A 24,292-nucleotide genomic window follows, 5' to 3' on the forward strand; every position below is an offset into this window, starting at 1 on the left:
GCCGATGACGCCCGCCTCCTCCAGTCTGCGCACCCGCTCGGTGACCGCGCTGGAGGACATGTTCCCTCCTCGGCGAGCTGCTGGAAGCGATGCAGGTCGACGTCCTCGGGCCCGGCGCAGAGCCGGTAGCCGCCGGCCGCCGAGGCCACGGCGGCGTGGCCGATGGCGCGGCGGAGCCGGCCCACGAGGGCCTGCAGCGCGCCCGCCGCGTCGGCGGGCGGCTCGTCGTCCCAGACGGCGTCGATCAGCGCCTCGGCGGTGCGGACGCGCCCCGGGTGCAGCGCGAGCGCGGCGAGGAGGGCGCGCAGCCGGGCGCCGCCGAGGGCGGCGGCCCGGCCGTCGCCCGAATAGGCCTGGGTGGTGCCGAGGATGCCGTAACGCACCCGCCCATTGTCTCCCGGCCCGCACGCCCGGGTTACGGGCGGGAGGGGTGGAGGAAGTACGGTCACCCCGGTACCTCCCGGTACGCCAAGGACCCACCTCACAGGAGCACAGGTATGTCGACAGCGACCCGCGGCGAACGGCGCGTGAGCCCCGTCTTCCTCGCCCTCGTCGCCATCATGGCGGTCTCCATATGGGCGGTGTGGACGGACTTCTCGGCCAGCCCCGGCTTCGCCGTCTTCCTCTTCGTCGTCTCCGGGTGGGTCGTGTCGCTGTGCCTGCACGAGTACGCGCACGCGCGCACGGCCCTGCACGGGGGTGACCTCACGGTCGGCGCCAAGGGCTATCTGACGCTCGACCCGCTGAAGTACACGCACGCCATGCTGAGCATCGTGCTGCCCCTCATCTTCGTGATCATGGGCGGGATCGGCCTGCCCGGCGGCGCCGTCTTCATCGAGCGCCACCGCATCCGCGGCCGCTGGAAGCACAGCATGATCTCGGCCGCGGGCCCGCTGGCGAACGCCGCGTTCGCCGTGGTCGTCACGGCCCCCTTCTGGCTGGGCGCCATGGACGGCGTGCCGGACCACTTCCGCTACGCGCTCGGCTTCATGGCCCAGCTGCAGGTGACGGCCGCGATCCTCAACTTCCTGCCCGTGCCCGGCCTGGACGGCTACGGCGTGGTCGAGCCGTGGCTGTCGTACAAGGTGCGGCGCCAGGTGGAGCCGTTCGCCCCGTTCGGGATACTGGCCGTCTTCGGCTTCCTGTGGATCCCCGAGGTCAACCACGCCTTCTTCGACATGATCGACGCGGTGCTGCGGTTCCTCGACGTCACCGCGTGGGACACGTACTGGGGTCAGCAGCTGTTCCGCTTCTGGCAGGGCACGCCGGACATCCCGCCGCTGTCGGGCCTGGTGTTCTGAGGCGGCCTCTTGCGGGCCCTCAGTCCCAGGCCACCGGGAGCCGGTCCACGCCGTAGATGTTCGCGTGGTGCCGCAGCGGCACCTCCTCGGCCGGGACGGCCAGCCGCAGCGCCGGGAAGCGGGCGAAGAGCGCCGGGAAGGCGACCCGCATCTCCACGCGGGCCAGCTGCTGGCCCAGGCACTGGTGGACGCCGTGGCCGAAGCCCAGCTGCCCGACGGCCCGGCGGCTCAGATCGAGGGCGTCGGGACCGGGGAAGCGCTCCGGGTCGCGGTTGGCGGCCTGGAGGGAGAGCGTGACCGTCTCGCCCGCCCTGATCAGCAGGCCGTCCACCTCGACGTCCTCCAGCGCCGACCGCACGGTGGTGTGCGCGACGGTCAGGTAGCGCATCAGCTCCTCCACGGCCCCGGCGGCGAGGCCGGGGCCGTCGCGCAGGGCGGCAAGCTGGTCCGTGTTGCTCAGCAGGGCGAAGGTGCCGTGCGCGAGCATGTTCGCGGTGGTGTCGAGGCCGGCGCCCAGCAGGAAGCCGCCGAGGCCGGTGAGTTCGTCGTCCGTGAGGTCGCCGGTGGTCAGGTCGCTGAGCAGGTCGTCGGTGGGTGCGGCGCGCTTGGCCGACACCAGCGCCCGGATGTACTCCTGCAGCCCGGTCCACGCCGCCCGCATCTCCTCCACCGAGGAGTTCTGGTCCATCAGCGCCGCCGTGTGCCGCTGGAAGACCTCACGGTCCGCGTACGGCACCCCCAGCAGCTCGCAGATCATCAGCGCGGGCACGGGCCGGGCGAACGCCTCGACCAGATCCAGCGGGCCGCCCCGCCGCTCCATGGCGTCCAGGCACCCGGTGGTGATCTCCTCCAGGCGCGCGGTGAGCGCGTCCATCCGGCGGACGGTGAACTTCCCGGCGAGCAGCCGCCGGTAGCGGGTGTGCTCGGGGGCGTCCATCCCGGTCATGTCCCCGGGCGGCGCGGGAGGCAGGGGGCCCTCGGGGCCTCCGGGGAGCGGGTGGTGCATGAGCTCGTAGCGCGCGCTGAAGCGAGGGTCGGACAGGATCGCGCGGACCGTGGACCAGCCGGTGGCCAGCCAGCCCATGTGCCCGTCGGGGTAGCGCATCGGAGTCAGCGGCCGTTCCGCGCGCAGGGCGCCCAGCCCGGCGGGCGGGTCGAAGGGACAACCTGCCGGGCGCTCGGTCGGCAGGGATACGGGGGACTGCACGAGCAGTTCGTCATCCATGACATCACCATGGCATCGCTATGGCGCCACACGCAAGCAGATTGGCGCCAAGGCTGCGTGGAGTGACGGGAGGTCAGTTGAGCGCGTCACCGGGAGACGTCACCCAGTACGTGACGCGCAGGGCGTTGTCGACGTGCACGCCCTTCGCCTGCAGGGCGGCGTCGACCATCCTGTCGCTGCCCTCGAAGCCGACCTGCAGGCTCTGCGCCGTGTAGCCCTTGCCGCCGCTGCCCTCGCCCGAGGACAGGATCACGCCGGCGTAGCCCTTCGCGCCCGGCTTGAGCGAGGTGACCGCCTGCGGCTCGCTGCCCTCGATGACCGGCGGGACGGACTGGGCCCCCTCGAACTTGACGACGGGATAGCCCTTCAGATCGCACATCTTGGAGCCCTTGTTGGTGAGGGTGAGCAGCATGTGGTTCAGGGGGCGGGAGACCGGCGTGGCGACGACCTCCACGGCGGCAGTGCTGCAGTCCACACGGTTCTCGGGGGCGTACGGGTCGCGGGACGCGCCGCCCTTTCCGTCCGTTCCAGTCGTTCCGCCCTTTCCATTCGTTCCACCCGTCCCGTGGGTGCGGTGGGACGTGGAGGCGGCCGGCGCGGCGGACTTCGCGCCCGGTGCACCTTGCTGTGCCCCCTGCGCCGGCCCGGAGGGCTGCGGGGCCGCGGCGGAGGCCTGCGGGGAGGCGGCGCCTTCCTGGCGGACGCCCTCCCCCTTCCCTTCGGCCCCGCACGCCGTCAGGGAGAGCGCGGCGACGGCGACGGCGGCCATGGCGGCGGCGAGCAGGCGGGGGCGGGAGTCGGGGCGGCGGACGGAGGCGTGCATGACGGAATCTCTTTCGGTGCGGGTGGCCTGCGCGGACGGTTCTCCGTCCGCGGGCGGCGGGGCGTCGCTCGACCGGATCCGGGAGCGGCGTGCTTGGATGACGAAAGCTTGTGCGGGAACGCGTCCCGGAGGCCAGCGATACGGTCGAGTACGGGACGCGGGAATGCCGGCACAGGCTTTGACCTGGGGAAATGGCCGTTCCCTGGAATGGGGAGCTGGGATGGGGAGTGACGTGGGGGCGGGCGATCTCGCTGAACTGCTGCGCGAGCTGAAGGAGCGTTCGGGCCTGAGCTACGGCGTGCTGGCCAAGCGACTGCACGTCAGCACGTCGACGCTGCACCGGTATTGCAGCGGGGCCGCCGTGCCGGCGGAGTTCGCTCCGGTCGAGCGGCTGGCCCGCCTGTGCAGGGCCACGCCGGAAGAGCTGATGGAGGTTCACCGGCGGTGGATCGTGGCGGACGCGACGCGGGGCCGCAAGCAGCAGGCGGGGCCCGCGGCGACGGCGGAAACCGGGGACTTCGCAGCGAAGGCGGAAGCCGGGGACTCCGCGGCGCGGGAGGAGCCGGGGCCGGGGGAAGGGCCCGCGGCATCGGAAAAGGCCGGGGCGCCGGAAGGGGCCGAGTCGCGGGAGAGGCCCGCATCGGACGCGGCGCCGATGACGCCACCTATGGCCCCACCGGCACGGGCGGCGGCGCCACAGCGCGGGCGGCTGCCCCGTAGGGCCGTCCTCGCGGCGATCGCCGCCGCCGCGGCCGTCACCGTCCTGGGCTCCGCGGCGCTCGCCGTCACGCTCACCGGGGGCGACGGCGACGGTGGCGGGAGCGGCTCCGGCTCCGCCGACGGGAGGGGCCGGATCGTAGGAGCCGCCCCGTCGGGGAAGCCGGGGCACGGGAAGCCGCAGGCGTCCGCCGAGCCGGGCGCGGGCGGAGGCAGCGGTAGCGGCAGCCCCTCGGGCGAGCCGTCCCCCTCACCGAGCCGGGAACAGGAGAGCGGGAAGGGCGGCGCGTCCCCGTCCCCCGGGAACGGGCCGGATTCCCCCGGGAACGGGCCGGAGCAGGAGACCGGCGGTGGCGCGGGCCCCGGCAAGCCCGCGGGCGTTCCCCTGACCGCCCACGTCCGGCCCTACGCCTACGAAGACCCCTGCTCCCAGCACTACCTGGTCGACCGGGCGCCCGCCCGCGTCCCGGTGCCGCCTTCGGAGCCGGATGCGCCCGGCTGGGTGGCCGAGGTCGGGGCCGTTCCGGCCGGCGAACAGTACGTCAAGATCACCCTGCAGGGCACGGGCAAGGAGACCGTCGTCCTCGAAGGGCTGCAGGTCCGCGTGCAGGGCGGTGCCAGGCCGCCGCTCGCCTGGAACGACTACGCGACGGGCGTCGGATGCGGCGGCGACGTCGCGACGCGCTCCTTCGGCGTCGACCTCGACTCCGCGCGGCCCGTCGCCGAGCCCAGGGCCGGGCAGCGCGACTTCCCGTACAAGGTGAGCGAGACCGACCCCGAGGTCTTCTACGTCAAGGCGGCCGCCCGGCGCCACGACGTCAGCTGGTACCTGGAGGTGCAGTGGTCCAGCGGCGGCCGGCGCGGGGTCCTGCGGATCGACGACCAGGGCAGGCCCTTCCGCACCAGCGGCGCCGGGGGCAGGCCCGCGTACCAGTGGCCGCCGGGCGGGGCGGGCTGGGAACCGGCGCCGAGCGGAAACTGAGGCCGGGCCGGGGCCGTCGTCTGTCCGGCCCCGCCCGTTCTCTCAGGAGCCCTCGCCGGCGGCCGCGGCCTTGTCGTTCTTCGCCTTGCGCACGTAGTACCAGGCGATGTTGGACGAGACGCCGAGCAGCAGGATCCAGATGATGCCGAGCCAGCTGCCCTGGGCGAAGGAGACGACGGCCGCCGCGACCGAGAGGACGCAGACGGCGAGGGCGTAGAGGGCGAGGCGGGGCATGGGGGACGGCTCCTGTCCGGGGGCGCATACGGTCACGATCCCGGCCATTGTCGCTCAGGCGCCGCGCCCGCGTCCCCCCGCCCCGTGCCCGTGGCCCGTGCCCCGGCGGAGGCGCTTCGGTCAGACGTCGGTGACGCGCAGCCCGGCGTGCGCCTTGTAGCGGCGGTTCACCGAGATCAGGTTGGCGACCAGCGACTCCACCTGGTGCGCGTTGCGCAGCCGGCCCGCGAAGACGCCGCGCATGCCGGGGATGCGGGCCGCCAGGGCCTGCACGACGTCGGTGTCGGCGCGCGACTCGCCGAGCACCATCACGTCGGTGTCGATCGCGTCGATCTCCGGGTCCTGCAGCAGGACGGCCGACAGGTGGTGGAAGGCGGCGGTGACGCGGGAGTCCGGCAGCAGGGCGGCGGCCTGCTCGGCGGCGCTGCCCTCCTCCGGCTTGAGGGCGTACGCCCCCTGCTTGTCGAAGCCGAGCGGGTTCACGCAGTCGACGACGAGCTTGCCGGCGAGCTCCTCGCGCAGCCCTTCGAGGGTCTTGGCGTGGCCGTCCCACGGCACCGCGACGATCACGATGTCGCTGCGCCGCGCGCACTCGGCGTTGTCGGCGCCCTCGACGCCGAGGCCCAGCTCGCCGGCGGCCGCCTCCGCCCGCTCGGCCGCGCGCGAGCCGATGATCACCCGCTGGCCGGCCTTGGCCAGCCGGTAGGCGAGGCCGCGGCCCTGGTCACCGGTGCCGCCGAGCACGCCGACCACGAGGCCGGAGACGTCGGGCAGCTCCCAAGGGTCCTTCGCCGGGGCCTTCTTCACGGTCTGGGCGTCATCAGAAGTAGTCATGACAGCGATACTGTCACGCTGCCGCGCGCATGGACGAGGGAGCGGCACGTACGAGGGAGCCGGCGGCACACTGGAGTCATGTGCCGCAGCATCAAGACCCTGCGCCCGCCGATGACGCCCTCCGTCGAGGACGAGGACATCCGGGCGGCCGCCCTGCAGTACGTGCGGAAGGTGTCCGGTTTCCACCACCCCGCCGCGCACAACCAGGCCGTGTTCGAGGAGGCCGTGACCGCCGTGGCGGCGGCCACGAAGCGGCTGCTCGACGGCCTGGAGGTGCGGGGCGCGGCGAAGGGGTAGCCCGGCGGGCTCAGACCGCGCAGGCGCCGTCGGCGCAGGCCTCGCCGGTGTCCGCCGCGGCGGGGGCGGCCTCGGCCGCCGTCGCCTCCGCGACCTGCTGGAGGACCTTCAGGAAGGTGGCCGGTTCCTGGCCGCCCTGGACGGCCCACTGCCCCTCGAAGACGAACGTCGGGACTGCCGTGACGCCGCGCTGCCGCGCCTCCTCGATCTCGTCCAGGACCTCGTCGTGCAGGTCGTCGCCGTCGAGGAAGGCGGCGACGGGGTCGCGGTCGAGGCCCACGATGACGGCGGCGTCCGTGAGGTGCTCGCGGTCGCCGATGTCGAGGCCCTCGCCGAAGTGGGCCTCCAGCAGCCGGCCCTTGAGCCGGGCCTGGGCGTCCCGCCCGTACTCGTCCAGGACGAAGCGCAACAGGCGGTGGGCCAGCAGGGAGTTGTTCTCGACGACGGTGTCGAAGTCGAAGACGAGCCCCTCGTCCGCCCCCAGCCGCGTGATGTGGTCGTCCATGGCGACGGACTGCGGACCGTACTTGGCGGCCAGCACCTCGCGGTGGGGGAGCGGCTCCTCGGGGGCGTGCGGGTCGAGCTGGAAGGGCCGGTAGACGACCTCGACATCGCCCGCGCCGGGGAACGCGGCGAGCGCCTGCTCGAAGCGGCGCTTGCCGACGTGGCACCACGGGCAGGCGATGTCGCTGTAGATCTCGACCTTCACGGCAGACTCACTCCATCAGCATTGCTTGAACAATCAAACAATGCTAACGCGAGCGGCGAAGGGGACTCGTCAGCCGACGAGCTGGATCTCCTGGTGGGTGCCGGAGGCGTCCACGTCGGCGTAGTAGCTGAGGTTGCCGTCGGCCCAGCGGGCCAGGAGGTCCTCCTGCTTGCCGCCGCCGAAGGAGCCCGCCACCAGCGGCTGGGCGTACTTCCAGGCCGAGCCCTCGCCGCGCAGCGCGACGCCGTCGCGGAAGCCGCGCGCGTCGAAGCCGGGGAAGAGGTCGGTCTTGCCGTTCTTCAGGCGCACGACCAGGTCGTTCGCCTTCTGGCCGGTGAACCGGGCGGAGGCGATCTGGGCGCCTTCGCGGGACTTGTCGGCCCGGGTCAGCTGGATCTCCTTGGAGATGCCGTCGTTGGAGGTGCCGGGGTACATCGAGGTGGAGCCGTCGGCCCACAGGACGACCAGGTCGTCCCGCCGGTTCCCGTCGGTGTGGCTGCCGGCCGCGATGGACCGGGCGCTCTTCCAGCTGTCGCGGTAGGCGAGGGTCTTCTCGCGGGCGAAGCCGAACTCGTTGACCGCTTCGAAGGTGGAGAGCTTGCCGCTCTTCCAGCGGACGGCGACCCCGTCCGTGCTGTTGGAGCCCACGCCGATGGAGGTGACGGCCTCAGCGTCCTTCCAGTAGCTCCCCGCGGCCGCGAGCTTGTGCTCCTTCCAGAAGGGAAGCTTCGGGTCGGCCTGGCCGGAGCCCTCGAAGAGGCTGGCCGAGCCGTCGGCGAAGACGACGAACAGGTCCGAGCGCTCGTTGTCGTTCGTCGAGACGAAGTGGCCCGGGACGACCTGGACGGCGTCCTTCCAGTTCACTCGGGGGAGGACGGTGCGGGCGGCCACGGCCTTGATCCACGCGGCGATGTCGTCCACGCGGGTCTCGGACGCGGTCCGGCGCTTCTCCGACTCGTCCGTGCCGAAGCAGCCGGCCTGACCGGAGGTGCTGTGGACGCCGGTCAGCACGCGGAACGTGCTGACCCGTTCGAAGAGGGGGCCGCCCGTGTCGCCCTGGCACACGGCGGCGTCCGGGGACTCGCCGGTGAGGCGCAGCGTGGTGGCGTCGACCGCGTCGACGGTGAAGCGGGCGGCGTGCAGACGGTCCGGAACCCACTCGTCCTTGGTCCGGCCGTAACCGGCTGCCCACAGGCTGTCGCCCTTCCGGGCAGGGATGGCCGAGACCCCGTCGACGGGCTTGACGCCGGTGACCGGCTTCGCCAGCCGCGCCATCACCAGGTCGCGGTCCTCGCGCGGGACGAGCTCGACGACGTCCACGACCGCGCCGCCTTCCTCACGGCCGAGGTCCGTGCGGCCGATGGTGGCGGTCGTCTGCCACTTCGGGGCGCCGGGGGCGACCTTGAAGTCCTTCGCGGGGTCCTCGGCGAAGCAGCTGGCGGCGGTGATCAGCCAGTCCTGCTGGACGAAGGTGGCGGAGCAGCTGCGCCGCCCGTCGATGTCGAGCTTCGCCGTGAAGGCGTACTCGCCGTCGGCGACGGGCTCGCCGGCGACGGCGTGCGCCGGGGCGGAGGTCAGGAGCGTCGCCGTGGCGGCGGACGCGAGGATGCCCGTCATCCACGCGGCGCGCGGACGTGCGGAAGCCATGTGATGTTCCCCCTGGAACTGAGACTGTGCGATGAGAGTGGACGGAGAAGGGTGGCGTCAGACCTGCAGGGCCAGGAGCGTGGCCGGCTCGCCCCAGGCCGGCTCGCCGACGGCCTTGATGTCGTTCGCGGGCACGTTGACCATGCCGGTGGGGCCGCCGACGGACGCCCACGTGCCGTACTTGCCGGCCGCGATGGCGATGACGTCGGGGATCTCCAGGGCGAGGTAGCCCTTCTTGCCGTTTCCGGTGACCTTGAAGCAGATCCGGCCCTGGTTGATCTCGTCGCGCTGCTTCGTGTAGACGCTGATGTCGGGGTTGCCGGCCTTGCAGTCGGTGAGCAGGATGTGGCCGTCCCCGCTCTCCAGGCGGATGCCGCGCTCCTTGAGGATCTTCGCCGCCCCCGGGTACTCGAAGGTCTCTACGGCCGTGGGCAGCGCGGTGTCGGTGCCGGCCGCGAGGCCCGGTGCGGCAGCGCCCAGGACGACGGCCGCGGCGCCGATGCCGCTGATCAGTGTGGTGCGCGCATGAGAAAGCATGCGAAATCCCCCCGGTTTCGGAAAAGTCAGGACCGCAAATTATCACGCAGGACGATCTTGAGTGTCCGATTTCCGGACGGATGGGGGCTGGGCGCCCGAGGACGCCGCCCCCGCCGTCACCCCGTCTCGCGCCAGCGATTCGTGATCGGCAGCCGCCGGTCCTTCCCGAACCCCTTCGCCGAGATCTTCGTGCCCGGCGGGTACTGGCGCCGCTTGTACTCCGCCGTGTCGACCATCCGCAGGACGCGGGTGACCAGCTCCGCCTCGAAGCCCTCGGCGACGATCTCCGCGTGGCCGCGGTCGCGGTCGACGTAGAGCTCCAGGATCCGGTCGAGGACGTCGTAGTCGGGGAGGGAGTCCGTGTCCACCTGGCCCGGGCGGAGTTCGGCGCTGGGGGGCTTGGTGATGGAGTTCTCCGGGATGGGCGGGGTCTCGCCGCGGGCGGCGGCGTCCGCGTTGCGCCACTTCGCCAGGCGGAAGATCCAGGTCTTGTAGACGTCCTTGATCGGCCCGTACGCGCCGACGGAGTCGCCGTAGAGCGTCGAGTAGCCGCACGCGAGCTCGGACTTGTTGCCCGGCGCGAGGACGATGTGGCCCTCCTGGTTGGAGACGGCCATCAGCATCGTGCCGCGCAGGCGCGACTGCAGGTTCTCCTCGGCGAGGCCGGTCAGGCCCAGCGCCCCCATGTACGCGTCGAACATCGGCGCGATCGGGACGGTGCGGAAGTGGAGCCCGGTGCGGCGGGCGAGCTCCTCGGCGTCGGCGAGGGAGTGCTCGGAGGAGTAGCGCGACGGCATGGCCACGCCGTACACGTTCTCCGCGCCGACCGCGTCGCACGCGAGCGCGGCGACGAGCGCGGAGTCGATGCCGCCGGACAGGCCGATGAGGACGCTGCGGAAGCCGTTCTTGACGACGTACGCGCGCAGGCCCGTGACCAGCGCCTGGTAGACCTCGGCGTCGTCGCTCAGGTGCGGCGCCGCGCCGCCGGGCGTCTCCGGCTCGTACGGGGGGAGGGGGTCCGCGGACAGCGTGACGTGGTCGATGCGCAGCCCGTCGGCCACCTCCCCGGACGGCGCCTCGGGGGCGGCCGCCGGCAGGTCGAGGTCGAGCAGGACGCAGCCCTCCTCGAACTGCGGGGCCCGCGCGATCACCTCGCCGTCGCGGTCGACGACGATCGTGTCGCCGTCGAAGACCAGCTCGTCCTGGCCGCCGGTCATGGCCAGGTACGCGGTCGTGCAGCCCGCCTCCTGGGCGCGCTTGCGCACCAGCTCCAGGCGGGTGTCGTCCTTTTCCCGCTCGTACGGGGAGGCGTTGACCGACAGCAGCAGCCCGGCGCCGGCCGCGCGCGCCGCGGGCACCCGGCCGCCCTCCTGCCACAGGTCCTCGCAGATCGCCAGCGCGACGTCCACGCCGTGCACCCGGACCACCGGCATGGTGTCGCCGGGCACGAAGTAGCGGAACTCGTCGAAGACGCCGTAGTTCGGCAGGTGGTGCTTGGCGAAGGACAGCGCGACCGCGCCGCGGTGCAGCACGGCCGCGGCGTTGCGCGGTGCGCCCGCGGGCCGGCCCAGGCGCGGCCGCGCCTCCTCGCTGCGGTCCAGGTAGCCGACGAGCACCGGCAGCTCGCCGAGGCCCTCGGCGGCCAGGCGCGCGGCGAGGTCGTCCAGCGCGGCGCGCGAGGCCGCGACGAAGGAGGGCCGCAGGGCCAGGTCCTCGACCGGGTAGCCGGTCAGCGCCATCTCGGGGAACGCCACGAGGTGGGCGCCCTGCCCGGCCGCGTGCCGGGTCCAGTGCAGGATCGACTCCGCGTTCCCGGCGAGATCGCCGACGCAGGAGTCGATCTGGTTCAGTGCGAGGCGAAGTTGAGGCACGCCGCCCAGAGTACTCGTCTATCTGACGCGATCTCTGAGCGGCGAGGTGTGCCGCCCGCTTACTTGCGGTAGCCGAGCAGCGTCATCATCCCGGACTCGGAGTGGTAGACGTTGTGGCAGTGGAGCATCCACAGGCCCGGGTTGTCGGCGTCGAAGTCCACGTCCAGCCGCTTGCCCGGCAGCACGATCGCGGTGTCCTTGCGCGCGCCGCCGCCCGCCAGGCCGAAGGTGTGGCCGTGCAGGTGCATGGGGTGCCACATCGTCGTCGCGTTGACGAACGACAGCCGCACCCGCTCGCCCGCGGCCACGGGCAGCCGCCGCGAGGGCGCGTACTTCTCCCCGTTGATCGCCCAGTCGTACTTCGCCATCGAACCCGTCAGCCGGAGCGTGACCGTGCGGTCGGGGGAGCGGTCCGGCAGGCGTACGGCCTTGTCCGCCTTGAGCCGGTCGGCTGTCAGCAGCTTCCCGTCCAGCTCGCGCGGGCGCGCCGACGCGCCGGGGGCGGAGCCGCCGCCCGTCCGCAGCAGCGCCAGCGCGGCCTCCTTCTTGCCCTCGGCCAGCGCCGTCAGCGGGAAGACGCCGTCCTTCGCCTCGACGAGCACGTCGTAGCGCTCGCCCATGCCCAGCAGCAGGGCGTCGGTCTCCGCGTGCTCGACGGGGAAGCCGTCCGTGTGCGTGACCGTCATCTTGTGGTCGCCGAGGGCCACGCGGAAGGCGGTGTCGCCGCCCGCGTTGACGAAGCGGATCCGGATCCGGTCGCCCGGCTTGGCCGCGAACGTCTCGGGGTCGGCCGCCGCGCGCCCGTTGACCAGGTAGTACGGGTAGGCGACGTCGCCCGCGTCCCCGCCGAGGAGGGGGCTGGTGGCGCCCATCAGCATGCGGGAGGGGGACTTCTCCGCCCTGGCGGCCGTCATCGACATGTGGTGCATGCCGCCGCCCCCGCCGCCGTGGTTCATGCCCCCGGCGCTGTGGTCCATGCCACCCATGTCGTGGTCCATGCCGCCCATGCCCTTCGACAGTTCGGCCAGCACCGCGTCCGGCGTGCTGCCGTCCACCCCGTCGACCCAGTCGTCGAGGACGACGACCCACTCCTTGTCGTACTGCAACGGCTCCTTGGGGTCCTCCACGATCAGCGGCGCGTACAGCCCGCGGTCCTGCTGGACGCCCGAGTGCGGGTGGAACCAGTACGTGCCGGGGTGCGTGACCGCGAAGCGGTAGTCGAAGGACACGCCTGCCCGGACGGGGCGCTGCGTGACGCCGGGAACGCCGTCCATGTCGTTGCGGAGCGCGAGCCCGTGCCAGTGCATGGACGTGGGCTCGGGCAGGTGGTTGGCGAGCGTGAGGGCGAGGGTGTCGCCCGCGGTGACCCGGACCTCCTCGCCGGGCAGCCGGTCGCCGTAGGCCCAGGTGTCGACCGTACGGCCGCCCAGGTCGAGCTGCGTGCGGGTCGCGGTCAGCCGGACGCTGCGGACCGGGCCGCTGCCCCGCTTCGCCTCGGCCGCGGCGACCTCCGCGCCGTCCGGCGCGACGAAGGCGGCGGGCTCGGCCGACGGGGAGGCGGAACCGCCCGCGCCGTCGGAGCAGGCGGCGAGCAGCCCGCCACCGGCGGCGGCGAGGCCGGCACCGAGGACGGCGCGGCGGGTGTGTGTGCGGTTGTGCGTACGCATGGGGGAGTGCACCTCTGAGGGGTCGGTGAAGAAGGGGTAGGGACGCGCAGAAGGCGCGCTCCTACACCCGCAGCACCGACAGCCGTGCGAGGGACTTGTGCCGTGGAGGCGGCGGGATCGGCCACAGGGGCCTCAGCAGCCGTGCCCGGGCCGCGGCCAGGGCGGCGGCCGGGCGGCCCAGCGCCGCGGTGACGAGCAGTAGGACGAGCGTCAGGAGGGCGGCGCCGAGGACGGCCAGGCAGACCGACATGGGATCCATGCCGGGGGCGGTCAGCGGATCGTCCGCGACGGGGGAGACGGCAGGGGCGGAGTGCGTCTGCGGGTGCGCGCCGGCCGCCGCATGCGTACGGGCCTCGTGGCTCATCCCCGCGTGCCCCGTCGGATGGCCCAGCGTGTGCATCGTGACGATGCCCAGCAGCAGGCCGGAGAGCAGCAGCAGCCGGCCGCACCACGCGGCCGCCGTCTTCTGCTCTCCGTCAGCGATCACCCTCGCACCCTACCCCTACGGGGTATGCCCGCTCCACGGCCCCGGAAATGGGATTATGGGGCGAAACGTTTGACGCTCCACGCGCACCACGCACGGCCCTGAAGGACGCTCCCCCTCCCATGACCATCACGGAACCGGTGAGGGACGACCGTCCCGCCGCCGTCCCCGCACCGCAGAAGACCCCGAAGACACCCCAGGCACAGCCCCCGTTCATCTCGTGGGTCACCCTCGCCATGATGACCACGGCGTCCGTGGCCAACCTGCGGCCCGCGCCGTCCATGGCGCTCTACGGACTGGCCGCCGTCTTCCTCTACCTCCTCCCGGCCGTGGTCTTCCTGCTGCCGACCGCCCTCGTCTCCGCCGAGCTCGCCTCCGGCTGGACCGGCGGCATCTACCGCTGGGTCAGCGAGGGGCTCTCCAAGCCGCTGGGCTTCCTGGCCGTGTGGTGCCAGTTCGCGATGACGATCGCCTACTACCCGAGCCTGCTGGCCTACGTGGCGAGCACCTTCGCCTACGTCGTCGACCCGCGGCTCGCCGGCAACGGCGTCTACGTCGCCATCGTGATCGTCGTCGTCTACTGGGCCGGCGTGCTGATCTCCTCCCGCGGCACGAAGGCCGTGGCCGGGCTGTCGAGCGTCGGACTCGTCATCGGCACGCTCGTCCCGGGCGTCGTCCTCGTCGTCCTCGGCCTGGTCTTCCTCGGCCAGGGCAACGCCTCCGCCGCGCCCATGGACGGCGGCCACCTGCTCCCGCCGTGGACGGGCCTCGCCAGCCTCGTGCTGATCGTCGGCAACTTCCTGTCGTACGCGGGCATGGAGATGAACGGCGTCCACGTCTCCTCGCTGCGCGAGCCCGGCAAGCAGTTCCCGCGCTCGGTGTTCGCGGCCACCGGCCTCGTCCTGCTGATCTTCATCCTGCCCGCGCTGGCCATCAGCTGGGTCATGCCGGGCGAGGACCTCAGCCTCACCGCCGGCGTGATGCAGGCCTTCCAGGGCTTCTTCGACCACTTCCACGTGGGCTGGCTGACCAAGGTCGTCGGCGTGCTGCTCGTGGCCGCGGCGCTCGGCGGCATGCTCGCGTGGCTGGCCGGGCCCTCCAAGGGCCTGCTGATGGTCGCCCGGCAGGAGGGCTACCTGCCGCCCGCGCTGCAGAAGCTCAACAAGAACGGCGTCCAGCGCAACATCATGGTCGCCCAGGGCGCGCTCACCACCGTCATCGCGCTCCTCTACGCGTTCATCCCGGACGTCTCCAGCGCGTACTGGATCTTCTCCGTGATCACCACGCAGATCTACCTCGTCGTCTACCTGCTGATGTTCGCCGCCGCCGTGCGGCTGCGCCGCGACCAGCCGGACCGGCCGCGGGGATTCCGGGTCCCGGCCCTGCACCTCGTCGCGGGCGTCGGCTTCGCGGCCTCGCTCGCCGCCATGTGCATCGGCTTCGTCCCGCCCGAGCAGTTCGGCGGCGGCCCCCTCTGGCGCTACCTGCTCACCGTCGGCGGCGGGCTGTTCGTCCTCGGGTTCCTCGCCCCGCTCGCCCTGCTGAAGTTCCGCAAACCGCACTGGGTGGCGCCGGAGCACCGGGAGAGCCCCGTCCGTTAGCTTGTCGGAGAGCGACGAGGGGGAGCCCATGATCAGCGCGAACGGCAGCAACGGCGTGAACGGCGGCAACGGCGTGAACGGGACGGTGCGGCCGCCTGCGGGGCCCGGTGCGGAGCGGCCCCCGGGGCGCATGCTCCGGGTCGGCGGGGTGCCGCTGCACGTGGTGCGCGAGGGCTCCGGGCCGGTGTGCGTGCTCAGCGCCGGGCTCGGCATGGGCTGGTTCGACTGGGAGCCCGTCGTGCCGCTGCTCGCCCCGCACCGCACCGTCGTCCGCTTCGACCGGCCCGGCCTCGGCTTCAGCGCCCCGCCCCTCGAACCGCCCACCGCCGCGGGCGAGGCCGACCGGATAGCCGGCGTGCTCGACGCCCTCGGCCTGGACGGACCCGCGACGGTCGTCGGCCACTCCCTGGCCGGCTTCCACGCCGAGGCGTTCGCCCGCCTGCACCCGCAGCGCACCGCCGGCGTCGTCCTCGTCGACGGCAGCGTCGAGGAGGACCCGCGGCCCGCGCCCGCCCGCGAGCTGCGCACCACCGCCGCCCAGGCCCGCGGCCGGGTCCTCGCCGCGGCGGGGCTGCCGCGGGCGCTCGGCCCCGCCCTGCGCCGGCTCACCGTCCGCGCCTCGTCCGTCAGCCGCCAGGACCCGGCGCCCGCGGACCTCGTGCGCCGCACGTACGGCACGGGGCGGGTGGCGAGGGCGCTCCTCATGGAGAACGCCCGCTACCGCGACGTGGCCGCCGAGCTGGCCGCCCTGCGCGAGAGCCGCCCCATGCCGCCCGTGCCCGTGAGCGTGCTGGCGGCCTCCCCGGGCACGGGGTCCTGGCTGGAGCGCCGCTGGCTGGAGCGGCAGCGCGCGCTCGCCGAGCGGCTCGACGGCCGTTTCGAGGCCGTGGCCCCGGCGGGCCACCTGCTGATGTACGACCGCCCGCAGGCGGTCGCGGCGGCGGTCCTGGCGACCGGCCCCGCGGGGCGCTGAGGCGGCTTCCGGTTCCGGCCCCGCCGGACGCCCGCGGTAAGCGGAGGACGGGCCCCCGCTCCGCTCGCCGCCCCGCCGGTGCGGCCACCCCCCACGAGCAGGCAGTATGGGGGGAGAACCGTACACGCACACGATGCGGAACGTTCGGACCCACGTCTGCAACGCACCCGACATCATGTGGTGGGATGCTCTATGCCCCCGATGTGCCCCGCGGCTTGGGAAGGGGCGGCCTGACCAGCGAGGATGGGTAGCTATGGATAAGCAGCAGGAGTTCGTGCTCCGCACCCTGGAAGAGCGCGACATCCGCTTCGTGCGGCTGTGGTTCACCGACGTGCTCGGCTATCTGAAGTCCGTGGCCGTCGCCCCCGCCGAGCTGGAGCAGGCCTTCGACGAGGGCATCGGCTTCGACGGCTCCGCGATCGAGGGCTTCGCGCGCGTCTACGAGTCCGACATGATCGCCAAGCCGGACCCGGGCACCTTCCAGATCCTGCCCTGGCGCGCGGAGGCCCCCGGCACCGCCCGGATGTTCTGCGACATCCTCATGCCGGACGGCTCGCCCTCCTACGCCGACCCGCGCTACGTCCTCAAGCGCATCCTCGCCAAGACCTCCGACCTCGGCTTCACCTTCTACACCCACCCCGAGATCGAGTTCTTCCTGCTCAAGGACAAGCCGGTGGACGGCACCCGCCCGGTGCCCGCCGACTCCTCCGGCTACTTCGACCACACCCCGCAGAACGTGGGCATGGACTTCCGCCGCCAGGCCATCACCATGCTCGAATCCATGGGCATCTCGGTCGAGTTCAGCCACCACGAGGGCGCCCCCGGCCAGCAGGAGATCGACCTGCGCTACGCCGACGCGCTCTCCACCGCCGACAACATCATGACCTTCCGGCTCGTGATGAAGCAGGTCGCCCTGGAGCAGGGCGTCCAGGCCACGTTCATGCCGAAGCCGTTCTCCGAGTACCCCGGCTCGGGCATGCACACCCACCTCTCCCTCTTCGAGGGCGACCGCAACGCCTTCTACGAGTCCGGCGCCGAGTACCAGCTGTCCAAGGTCGGGAGGTCCTTCATCGCCGGCCTGCTCAAGCACGCCGCCGAGATCTCGGCCGTGACCAACCAGTGGGTCAACTCCTACAAGCGCATCTGGGGCGGCTCCGCCCGCAGCGCCGGCGCGGGCGGCGAGGCCCCCTCGTACATCTGCTGGGGCCACAACAACCGCTCCGCGCTCATCCGCGTCCCGATGTACAAGCCCGGCAAGACCGGCTCCGCCCGGGTCGAGGTCCGCTCCATCGACTCCGGCGCCAACCCGTACCTGACCTACGCGGTGCTGCTGGCCGCCGGCCTCAAGGGCATCGAGGAGGGCTACGAGCTCCCGGCCGGCGCCGACGACGACGTGTGGGCGCTGTCCGACTCCGAGCGCCGGGCCATGGGCATCGAGCCGCTGCCGCAGAACCTGGGCGAGGCCATCGAGCTGATGGAGCGCAGCGAGCTGGTGGCCGAGACCCTCGGCGAGCACGTCTTCGACTTCTTCCTGCGCAACAAGAAGCAGGAGTGGGAGGAGTACCGCTCGGAGGTCACCGCGTTCGAGCTCCGCAAGATGCTGCCGGTGCTCTAGCCGGGCCTATCATGGCGGCAGCGCGGAGCGAGGGGTGCCGATGACACTGCCCGAGGGGCGTCGCAGCAGCGCGTACACCAGGCTGCTGAAGTACGGCTTCACCGATCCGGCGGCCGCCGAGCGGCGGCTGGAAGCTCCGCCGCTCGCCGCGAGACGCGGCGACCCCGTGCTGCTCGACGCCCTCGGCGCCACCGCCGACCCCGACCAGGCCCTGCACGGCCTGGTCCGGCTCGCCGAGGCGCTGGACGCCCGGCCCGGCGGCGACCGGCAGGCCCTGCTGGACACGCTCGTGACGGCCAAGCCGCTGCGCGACCGGCTGCTCGGGGTGCTCGGCGCCTCCGAGGCCCTCGGCGACCACCTGGCCCGCCACCCCGGCGACTGGCACGCCCTCGTCACCTACGAGGCGGCCGATCTCAACCCGGGCGTCCCCGAGTTCGAGCGGGCGCTGGCCGACGGGGCGCGCGCCGGGCGGGAGGCCGGCCTGGGCGCCGCCGACGCCCTGCGCGCCGCCTACCGCCGCTGCCTGCTGACCATCGCCGCGCGCGACGTGTGCGGCACCACGGACGTCGCCCAGACCTCCGCCGAGCTCGCCGACCTGGCCACGGCCACCCTGCGCGCCGCCCTCGCCATCGCCGCCGAGGAGCGGCCCGGGGACGCCGCGGCCTGCCGGCTCGCCGTCATCGGCATGGGCAAGTGCGGCGGCCGGGAGCTCAATTACGTCTCCGACGTGGACGTCGTCTTCGTGGCGGAGGCGAAGGAGGGCACAGCCGAAGGCCCCGCCCTGCAGGCCGCCACCCGGCTCGCCTCCCGGATGATGCGCGTCTGCTCCGACGTCACCCCCGAGGGCACCATCTGGCCCGTCGACGCCAACCTGCGGCCCGAGGGCCGCAACGGCCCCCTCGTGCGCACCCTCTCCAGCCACCTCGCCTACTACCAGCGCTGGGCCAAGACCTGGGAGTTCCAGGCCCTCCTCAAGGCCCGCCCGGTCGCCGGCGACCTCACCCTCGGCCGGGCCTACGCCGATGCCGTGGCACCGCTGGTGTGGCAGGCCGCCGAGCGCGAGAACTTCGTGCCCGACGTGCAGCAGATGCGCCGCCGCGTCGTCGCCTCCATCCCCGCCGGCCAGGTCGACCGCGAACTCAAGCTCGGCCCGGGCGGGCTGCGCGACGTCGAGTTCGCCGTCCAGCTGCTGCAGCTCGTCCACGGCCGCGGCGACGCCACGCTCCGCGCCTCCGGCACCCTCGACGCCCTGACCGCGCTCGCCGCCGGCGGCTACGTGGGCCGCTCCGACGCCGCCGCCCTCGACGCCGCCTACCGCTTCCTGCGCACCGTGGAGCACCACATCCAGCTCCACCGCCTGCGCCGCACGCACCTGATGCCGGAGGCCGAGGCCGACCAGCGCCGCCTCGGCCGCTCCCTCGCCCGCGTCCTTTCCTGGCCGCCCGGCACCGATCCCGTCGACGGCCTCGGCCGCGAGTGGAAGCGGCACGCGCGCGAGGTGCGCCGGCTGCACGAGAAGCTCTTCTACCGGCCCCTGCTGGACGCCGTCGCCCAGCTGGAGCCCGGCGAGATCCGGCTCAGCGCGAAAGAGGCCGGAAACCGCCTGCAGGCCCTCGGCTACGCCGACCCCGCCGTCGCCCTGCGCCACCTGGAGGCGCTCGCCTCGGGCGTGTCCCGCAAGGCCGCCATCCAGCGCACCCTGCTGCCCGTCCTGCTCGGCTGGTTCGCCGACTCCGCCGACCCCGACGCCGGCCTGCGGGGCTTCCGCATGGTCTCCGACGCCCTCGGCCGCACCCCCTGGTACCTGCGGCTGCTGCGCGACGAGGGCGCCGCCGCCGAGAACCTGGCCCGCGTCCTGTCCGCCGGCCGCCTCGCGCCCGACCTGCTGCTGCGCGCCCCCGAGGCCGTCGCCCTGCTCGGCGACCCCGAGGGCCTGCGCCCGCGCGGCCTGGAGGCCCTCGAACAGGAGACGCTGGCCGCCGTCAACCGCTCCGAGGACGCCGAGGCCGCGATCGTCGCCGTCCGCGGCGTCCGCCGCCGCGAGCTGTTCCGCACCGCCGCCGCCGACATCATCGGGGCGTACGGGCGGGGCGGCTCCCACGGCACGGGCGAGCCCAACGGCGAGCGCGACCCCCACGTCCGCGTCGACACCGTCGGCGACGCCGTCTCCGAGGTCAACGCCGCCGCCATCGCGGGCGCCCTGCGCGCCGCCGTGCGCGCCGAGTGGGGCGACACCCTGCCCACGCGCTTCGCCGTCATCGGCATGGGCCGCTTCGGCGGCCACGAGCAGGGCTACGGCTCCGACGCCGACGTGCTGTTCGTGCACGAGCCGCGCGAGGGCGTCTCCGACGAGGAGGCCGCCAAGGCCGCCTTCGCCGTCGCCGGGGAGATGCGCCGCCTCCTCCAACTTCCCACGACCGACCCGCCCCTGCACATCGACGCCGACCTGCGGCCCGAGGGCAAGTCCGGGCCGATCGTGCGCAGCCTCGCCTCGTACGCCGCCTACTACCGGCGCTGGTCGCTGGTGTGGGAGAGCCAGGCCCTGCTGCGCGCCCGCCCGGTCGCCGGCGACCCCGGGCTCGGGCAGCGCTTCATCGAGCTCGTCGACCCGCTGCGGTATCCCGCCGAGGGCCTCGGCGAGGACGCGGTGCGCGAGATCCGGCGCCTCAAGGCCCGCATGGAGAGCGAGCGGCTGCCCCGCGGCGCCGACCCGACGACGCACACCAAGCTCGGGCGCGGCGGCCTGTCGGACGTGGAGTGGACCGTGCAGCTGCTGCAGATGCGGCACGCCTGGGCGGAGCCCGGGCTGCGCACGACCCGCACCCGCGAGGCCCTCGCGGCCGCCTGCGCGGCCGGGCTGCTGAGCGGCGAGGCCGCGGCCATACTGGACGACGCGTGGGTTCTCGCGACGAGCGTGCGCAATGCGGTCATGCTCGTCCGCGGCCGGTCCGGGGACACCTTCCCCACGGAGCCGCGGGAGCTCGCGGCGGTGGGCCGCTACCTCGGCTACGAGCCGGGGCACGTGGGGGAGATGCTGGACGACTACCGCCGGACGACGCGGCGCGCCCGCGCGGTGGTGGACGAGCTGTTCTACGGGGCGTGAGCGGCGACCGGGGCCCGGCCCCCGGTCACGCCACGTGCTGCCGCAGGCGCCCCGGCGTCGCCCCGAACCACAGGAACGAGGCGGCGAAGCCGAACGCCAGGCACAGCAGGCCGCCCACGGCGTCCAGCCAGAAGTGGTTCGCGGTCGACACGATGACCACCAGCGTCGCCAGCGGATACAGCAGGCCCAGCACCTTCGCCCACACGGGCCGCGCCACCATCGCGATGATGACGCCGCACCACGTCGACCACCCGATGTGCATCGACGGCATCGCCGCGTACTGGTTGGACATGTCGGCGAGGTTGCCCGAGGCCATCGAACCCCAGGTGTGGTGCACGACGACGGTGTCGATGAAGTGCTCGCCGGACATCAGGCGCGGCGGCGCGAGGGGGAAGAGGTAGTAGCCGAGCAAGGCCACGGCCGTGGTGGCGAAGAGGGCCAGTCTCCCCGCGGCATAGCGGCCGGGGTGCCGGCGGTAGAGCCACACCAGCACGCCGATCGTCAGGACGAAGTGCAAGGTGGCGTAGTAGTAGTTCATCCCCACGATCAGCCACGTCACCGAATTCACGGCGTGGTTGACGGAGCTTTCCACAGCGATGTGGAGCGTGTGCTCGGCCCGCCATATCCAGTCCGCGTTGCGGAGCGCGGCCGCGCGCTGCTCGGGCACGGCGTTGCGCACCAGTGAGTAGATCCAGTAACTCACCGCGATCAGCAGCACCTCGAACCACAGCCGGGGCCTGCGCGGCGAGCGGAGCCCGCGCAGGCCCGCCCTCCGGGCTGCGGCACCCTCGGCCGGCGGCCGGTCCGCTCGCTCCTCGCTGGGTGGCGGGGCGGCCGTCCGGCCCTCCAGTGTCCTTGCCGTCGCTTCACCCATAGGGAAACAGTCTGCCAGAAACCGGCCTGCCGCAGATCATCCCCAAGTCTGGTCTTCGCCCGCTTTCGGCCGGGTTTCCGGAACCGGCGGCCGGGTTTCCGGAACCGACGCGGTTGAACCCCGAACCACCAGTTCGGGGAGGAACACGAACTCGCTGTGCGGCGCCGGGGTGCCGCCGATCTCCTCCAGCAGCGCCCGCACCGCGGCCTGCCCCATCGACTGCACCGGCTGCCGGATCGTGGTCAGCGGCGGGTCCGTGAAGGCGATGAGCGGCGAGTCGTCGAAGCCGACGACCGAGACGTCCCGCGGCACTTCCAGGCCCTGCTGACGGGCCGCCCGCACCACGCCCAGCGCCATCATGTCGCTCGCGCACACCACGGCCGTGCAGCCCCGCTCGATGAGCGCCGAGGCCGCCGCCTGCCCGCCCTCCAGCGTGAACAGCGAGTGCTGCACCAGCTGCTCGGCGTCGGCCTCGGCCATGCCCAGCTCCTCGCGCATGCTGCGCAGGAACCCCTCGATCTTCCGCTGCACCGGCACGTACCGGCGCGGCCCCAGCGCGAGCCCGATCCTGCGGTGCCCCAGTGCGGCCAAATGGGTGACGGCCAGCCTGACCGCCGCCCGGTCGTCCGGAGACACGAAAGGAGCCCGCACCTTCGGCGAGAAACCGTTGATCAGGACGAACGGGACGCCCTGCGCGCGCAGCCGCTCGTAGCGGCCCATGTCCGCCGAGGTGTCGGCGTGCAGCCCGGAGACGAAAATGATGCCGGAGACCCCGCGGTCGACGAGCATCTCCGTCAGCTCGTCCTCCGTGGAGCCGCCGGGCGTCTGCGTGGCCAGCACCGGCGTGTAGCCCTGGCGCGTCAGGGCCTGGCCTATCACCTGGGCGAAGGCCGGGAATATGGGGTTGTCCAGCCCGGGCGTGATGAGCCCCACCAGGCCCGCGCTGCGCTGCCGCAGCCGCACGGGCCGTTCGTAGCCCAGGACGTCGAGCGCGGCCAGCACGGACTCGCGGGTGGAGGCGGCGACCCCCGGCTTCCCGTTGAGTACCCGGCTGACGGTTGCTTCGCTGACACCCGCTTGGGCTGCGATATCGGCCAGCCGTGCGGTCACAGGACTGGACCTTACCGGTCGCATTTCAGACTGCCCACCAAACACAGGAATCGACGGGGATACGGACCGTACCACCGGTGAATTCCAGGGCGGCCGTGGCCAGCACCGGACGGCCCGGCACCGGCATGCCCACCTCCTCGCCCCGCGTGTTCAGCGTGCACACCAGGCCCGGCCGGGAGAACGCGAGCACCCCCTCGGGCGCCTCCAGCCACGTCATCTCCCCGTCGCCCAGGCCCGGCAGCTCGTGCCGCAGCGCCAGCGCCGAGCGGTAGAGCTCCAGCGTCGAGCGCGGATCCCCGGACTGCGCCGCCACCGACAGCTCCGCCCACTGCTCCGGCTGCGGCAGCCAGCTGCCGCCCGGCCCGAAGCCGTACGGGGCGGTCTCGCCCGACCAGGGGATCGGCACCCGGCAGCCGTCGCGCGTGCCGTCCTGCCCGTCGCCGCGGAAGAACGCCGGGTCCTGGCGCACCTCGTCGGGCAGGTCCACGACCTCCGGCAGGCCCAGCTCCTCGCCCTGGTAGACGTACGCCGAACCCGGCAGGGCCAGCATCAGCAGCGCCGCCGCCCGGGCCCGCGCCAGCCCCCGCTCGCCGCCGCCGTAGCGGGTGGTGTGCCGCACCACGTCGTGGTTGGACAGCACCCACGTCGTCGGCGCGCCCACCGACCGCGTCGCGGCCAGCGACTCGTCGATGACGGTCCGCATCGCGGCGGCCTCCCAGTCGCACGTCAGGAACTGGAAGTTGAACGCCTGGTGCAGCTCGTCCGGCCGCACGTACAGCGCGAGCCGCTCCGGCGTCGGCGCCCACGCCTCCGCCACGCCGACCCGCTCGCCCGGGTACGAGTCCAGCAGCCGCCGCCAGGCGCGGTGGATCTCGTGCACCCCGTCCTGGTCGAAGAACGGCAGCACCTGCGCCCCGATGAGCTTCGCCTGCTCGCTCAGCCCGATGTCGGGCAGGCCCGCCGCCTTCACCATGCCGTGCGCCACGTCGATGCGGAACCCGTCCACCCCCAGGTCCAGCCAGAACCGCAGCACCGACTCGAACTCCTCGCGCACCTCCTGGTTCTCCCAGTTGAGGTCCGGCTGCTCCGGCGCGAACAGGTGCAGGTACCACTCGCCGGGCGTGCCGTCCGCGCGCGCCGTCCGCGTCCACGCCGGGCCGCCGAAGACCGACTCCCAGTCGTTCGGCGGCAGTTCCCCGGCCGCGCCGCGGCCCGGCCGGAAGTGGTAGCGCTCCCGCGCCGGCCCGCCCTCCCGGTCGGCGAGCGCCGCCCGGAACCAGGCGTGCTGGTCGGAGGTGTGGTTCGGCACGATGTCGACGATCACCCGCAGGCCCAGCCGGTGCGCCTCCCGCACCAGGTCGTCCGCGTCCGACAGCTCCCCGAACAGCGGGTCCACGGCCCGGTAGTCCGCGACGTCGTAGCCGCCGTCCGCCTGCGGCGAGGCGTAGAACGGCGTGAGCCACACGGCGTCCACACCCAGCTCCGCCAGGTACGGCAGGCGGTCGCGGATCCCCCGCAGGTCGCCGATGCCGTCACCGTCGCTGTCCGCGAACGAGCGCACGTACACCTGGTAGATGACGGCGCTGCGCCACCATCCCCCGGTCTCGGACGGGGAAGCGGCGGCCGGGCGGACGGAGGGCGCGAGGTCCTGGGTCATGTACGTCCTATTCGGATTCGGGGAACTGAAG

21 protein-coding genes are annotated in these 24,292 nt (G+C 73.3%); 7 read left to right on the forward strand and 14 right to left on the reverse strand.

Going from position 1 to position 24,292, the window contains the following annotated elements; all coding sequences use genetic code 11:
- Positions 1–383: AfsR/SARP family transcriptional regulator (locus tag B7P34_RS13600; protein WP_146166813.1), on the reverse strand; the 383-nt coding region annotated here is incomplete at its 3' end.
- A gap of 114 nt (positions 384–497) precedes the next feature.
- Here B7P34_RS13600 and B7P34_RS13605 point away from each other — a divergent pair.
- Entirely contained in the window at positions 498–1,301 is an 804-nt protein-coding gene (locus tag B7P34_RS13605; RefSeq protein ID WP_106676249.1) for a site-2 protease family protein, read from the forward strand.
- Between the two features lie 19 nt (positions 1,302–1,320).
- Here the strand turns inward: B7P34_RS13605 and B7P34_RS13610 are convergent, their stop codons facing one another.
- Positions 1,321–2,526, reverse strand: a complete 1,206-nt coding sequence (locus tag B7P34_RS13610; RefSeq protein WP_106676250.1) for a cytochrome P450 — start codon at positions 2,524–2,526, stop codon at positions 1,321–1,323.
- 73 nt (positions 2,527–2,599) lie between these two features.
- The gene (locus tag B7P34_RS13615) at positions 2,600–3,349 is read right to left on the reverse strand and encodes a DUF4232 domain-containing protein (protein WP_106676252.1); all 750 of its coding nucleotides are present in this window, start codon (positions 3,347–3,349) and stop codon (positions 2,600–2,602) included.
- A 220-nt stretch (positions 3,350–3,569) separates the two neighbouring features.
- On the opposite strand from B7P34_RS13615, the gene B7P34_RS13620 reads away from it, so the two are divergent.
- Positions 3,570–5,048, forward strand: a complete 1,479-nt coding sequence (locus B7P34_RS13620; RefSeq protein ID WP_223267822.1) for a helix-turn-helix domain-containing protein — start codon at positions 3,570–3,572, stop codon at positions 5,046–5,048.
- A gap of 42 nt (positions 5,049–5,090) precedes the next feature.
- Here the strand turns inward: B7P34_RS13620 and B7P34_RS13625 are convergent, their stop codons facing one another.
- The gene (locus B7P34_RS13625) at positions 5,091–5,282 is read right to left on the reverse strand and encodes a hypothetical protein (protein ID WP_106676255.1); all 192 of its coding nucleotides are present in this window, start codon (positions 5,280–5,282) and stop codon (positions 5,091–5,093) included.
- Positions 5,283–5,402: 120 nt separating this feature from the next.
- Entirely contained in the window at positions 5,403–6,116 is a 714-nt protein-coding gene (gene npdG, locus B7P34_RS13630) for an NADPH-dependent F420 reductase (protein WP_106676257.1), read from the reverse strand.
- Between the two features lie 78 nt (positions 6,117–6,194).
- Between npdG and B7P34_RS13635 the strand changes: the two genes are divergently transcribed.
- Positions 6,195–6,413, forward strand: a complete 219-nt coding sequence (locus B7P34_RS13635) for a DUF2277 domain-containing protein (RefSeq protein WP_106676258.1) — start codon at positions 6,195–6,197, stop codon at positions 6,411–6,413.
- 10 nt (positions 6,414–6,423) lie between these two features.
- On the opposite strand, the gene B7P34_RS13640 is transcribed toward B7P34_RS13635, so the two are convergent.
- From B7P34_RS13640 to B7P34_RS13665, 6 genes are all read right to left on the reverse strand, one after another.
- Positions 6,424–7,122 (reverse strand): DsbA family oxidoreductase, encoded by a 699-nt coding sequence (locus tag B7P34_RS13640; protein ID WP_106676260.1) that lies wholly within the window; start codon positions 7,120–7,122, stop codon positions 6,424–6,426.
- A 69-nt stretch (positions 7,123–7,191) separates the two neighbouring features.
- Positions 7,192–8,769 carry a S1 family peptidase gene (locus tag B7P34_RS13645; RefSeq protein WP_106676262.1) on the reverse strand — a complete coding sequence of 526 codons (1,578 nt, stop codon included), beginning with the start codon at positions 8,767–8,769 and terminating at the stop codon, positions 7,192–7,194.
- Positions 8,770–8,826: 57 nt separating this feature from the next.
- Entirely contained in the window at positions 8,827–9,306 is a 480-nt protein-coding gene (locus B7P34_RS13650; protein ID WP_223267823.1) for a hypothetical protein, read from the reverse strand.
- Between the two features lie 116 nt (positions 9,307–9,422).
- Complete coding sequence (locus B7P34_RS13655; RefSeq protein WP_189382749.1) at positions 9,423–11,177, reverse strand: NAD+ synthase; 1,755 nt, start codon at positions 11,175–11,177, stop codon at positions 9,423–9,425.
- A gap of 59 nt (positions 11,178–11,236) precedes the next feature.
- Positions 11,237–12,844 carry a multicopper oxidase family protein gene (locus B7P34_RS13660; protein WP_106676265.1) on the reverse strand — a complete coding sequence of 536 codons (1,608 nt, stop codon included), beginning with the start codon at positions 12,842–12,844 and terminating at the stop codon, positions 11,237–11,239.
- Between the two features lie 61 nt (positions 12,845–12,905).
- Entirely contained in the window at positions 12,906–13,331 is a 426-nt protein-coding gene (locus tag B7P34_RS13665) for a DUF6153 family protein (protein ID WP_223267824.1), read from the reverse strand.
- Between the two features lie 119 nt (positions 13,332–13,450).
- Here B7P34_RS13665 and B7P34_RS13670 point away from each other — a divergent pair, with 119 nt between their 5' ends.
- From B7P34_RS13670 to B7P34_RS13685, 4 genes are all read left to right on the forward strand, one after another.
- Positions 13,451–14,929 carry an APC family permease gene (locus B7P34_RS13670; protein ID WP_106676267.1) on the forward strand — a complete coding sequence of 493 codons (1,479 nt, stop codon included), beginning with the start codon at positions 13,451–13,453 and terminating at the stop codon, positions 14,927–14,929.
- Between the two features lie 28 nt (positions 14,930–14,957).
- Positions 14,958–15,902 carry an alpha/beta fold hydrolase gene (locus B7P34_RS13675; RefSeq protein ID WP_223267825.1) on the forward strand — a complete coding sequence of 315 codons (945 nt, stop codon included), beginning with the start codon at positions 14,958–14,960 and terminating at the stop codon, positions 15,900–15,902.
- A gap of 253 nt (positions 15,903–16,155) precedes the next feature.
- On the forward strand, positions 16,156–17,517 hold the full coding sequence (gene glnA / locus B7P34_RS13680) for a type I glutamate--ammonia ligase (RefSeq protein WP_106676269.1): 1,362 nt from the start codon (positions 16,156–16,158) through the stop codon (positions 17,515–17,517).
- A gap of 40 nt (positions 17,518–17,557) precedes the next feature.
- Positions 17,558–20,620 (forward strand): bifunctional [glutamine synthetase] adenylyltransferase/[glutamine synthetase]-adenylyl-L-tyrosine phosphorylase, encoded by a 3,063-nt coding sequence (locus B7P34_RS13685; RefSeq protein ID WP_106676270.1) that lies wholly within the window; start codon positions 17,558–17,560, stop codon positions 20,618–20,620.
- A 25-nt stretch (positions 20,621–20,645) separates the two neighbouring features.
- Here the strand turns inward: B7P34_RS13685 and B7P34_RS13690 are convergent, their stop codons facing one another.
- From B7P34_RS13690 to B7P34_RS13700, 3 genes are read right to left on the reverse strand one after another with little or no spacing between them, the layout of a single operon-like run.
- A complete protein-coding gene (locus tag B7P34_RS13690; RefSeq protein WP_106676271.1) occupies positions 20,646–21,494 on the reverse strand; it encodes a phosphatase PAP2 family protein in 849 nt (282 codons plus the stop codon).
- A 36-nt stretch (positions 21,495–21,530) separates the two neighbouring features.
- Positions 21,531–22,604: a LacI family DNA-binding transcriptional regulator gene (locus B7P34_RS13695; protein ID WP_106676273.1), complete on the reverse strand. Its 1,074-nt coding sequence runs from the start codon at positions 22,602–22,604 to the stop codon at positions 21,531–21,533.
- 25 nt (positions 22,605–22,629) lie between these two features.
- Positions 22,630–24,261, reverse strand: coding sequence for a glycoside hydrolase family 13 protein (locus B7P34_RS13700; RefSeq protein WP_106676275.1), 1,632 nt, complete (start codon positions 24,259–24,261; stop codon positions 22,630–22,632).
- Positions 24,262–24,292: the final 31 nt, after the last annotated feature.

The sequence above is a fragment of the Streptosporangium nondiastaticum genome (assembly GCF_003011965.1).
Lineage (GTDB): Bacteria > Actinomycetota > Actinomycetes > Streptomycetales > Streptomycetaceae > Streptomyces > Streptomyces nondiastaticus.

Coding starts and splice junctions, on each gene's coding strand:
- npdG (WP_106676257.1), bottom strand. CDS start 6,116: ATGACTACTTCTGATGACGCCCAGACCGTGAAGAAGGCCCCGGCGAAG.
- glnA (WP_106676269.1), top strand. CDS start 16,156: ATGGATAAGCAGCAGGAGTTCGTGCTCCGCACCCTGGAAGAGCGCGAC.
- B7P34_RS13635 (WP_106676258.1), top strand. CDS start 6,195: ATGTGCCGCAGCATCAAGACCCTGCGCCCGCCGATGACGCCCTCCGTC.
- B7P34_RS13670 (WP_106676267.1), top strand. CDS start 13,451: ATGACCATCACGGAACCGGTGAGGGACGACCGTCCCGCCGCCGTCCCC.
- B7P34_RS13645 (WP_106676262.1), bottom strand. CDS start 8,769: ATGGCTTCCGCACGTCCGCGCGCCGCGTGGATGACGGGCATCCTCGCG.
- B7P34_RS13620 (WP_223267822.1), top strand. CDS start 3,570: ATGGGGAGTGACGTGGGGGCGGGCGATCTCGCTGAACTGCTGCGCGAG.
- B7P34_RS13690 (WP_106676271.1), bottom strand. CDS start 21,494: ATGGGTGAAGCGACGGCAAGGACACTGGAGGGCCGGACGGCCGCCCCG.
- B7P34_RS13675 (WP_223267825.1), top strand. CDS start 14,958: ATGATCAGCGCGAACGGCAGCAACGGCGTGAACGGCGGCAACGGCGTG.
- B7P34_RS13650 (WP_223267823.1), bottom strand. CDS start 9,306: ATGCTTTCTCATGCGCGCACCACACTGATCAGCGGCATCGGCGCCGCG.
- B7P34_RS13625 (WP_106676255.1), bottom strand. CDS start 5,282: ATGCCCCGCCTCGCCCTCTACGCCCTCGCCGTCTGCGTCCTCTCGGTC.
- B7P34_RS13660 (WP_106676265.1), bottom strand. CDS start 12,844: ATGCGTACGCACAACCGCACACACACCCGCCGCGCCGTCCTCGGTGCC.
- B7P34_RS13615 (WP_106676252.1), bottom strand. CDS start 3,349: ATGCACGCCTCCGTCCGCCGCCCCGACTCCCGCCCCCGCCTGCTCGCC.
- B7P34_RS13685 (WP_106676270.1), top strand. CDS start 17,558: ATGACACTGCCCGAGGGGCGTCGCAGCAGCGCGTACACCAGGCTGCTG.
- B7P34_RS13605 (WP_106676249.1), top strand. CDS start 498: ATGTCGACAGCGACCCGCGGCGAACGGCGCGTGAGCCCCGTCTTCCTC.
- B7P34_RS13700 (WP_106676275.1), bottom strand. CDS start 24,261: ATGACCCAGGACCTCGCGCCCTCCGTCCGCCCGGCCGCCGCTTCCCCG.
- B7P34_RS13610 (WP_106676250.1), bottom strand. CDS start 2,526: ATGGATGACGAACTGCTCGTGCAGTCCCCCGTATCCCTGCCGACCGAG.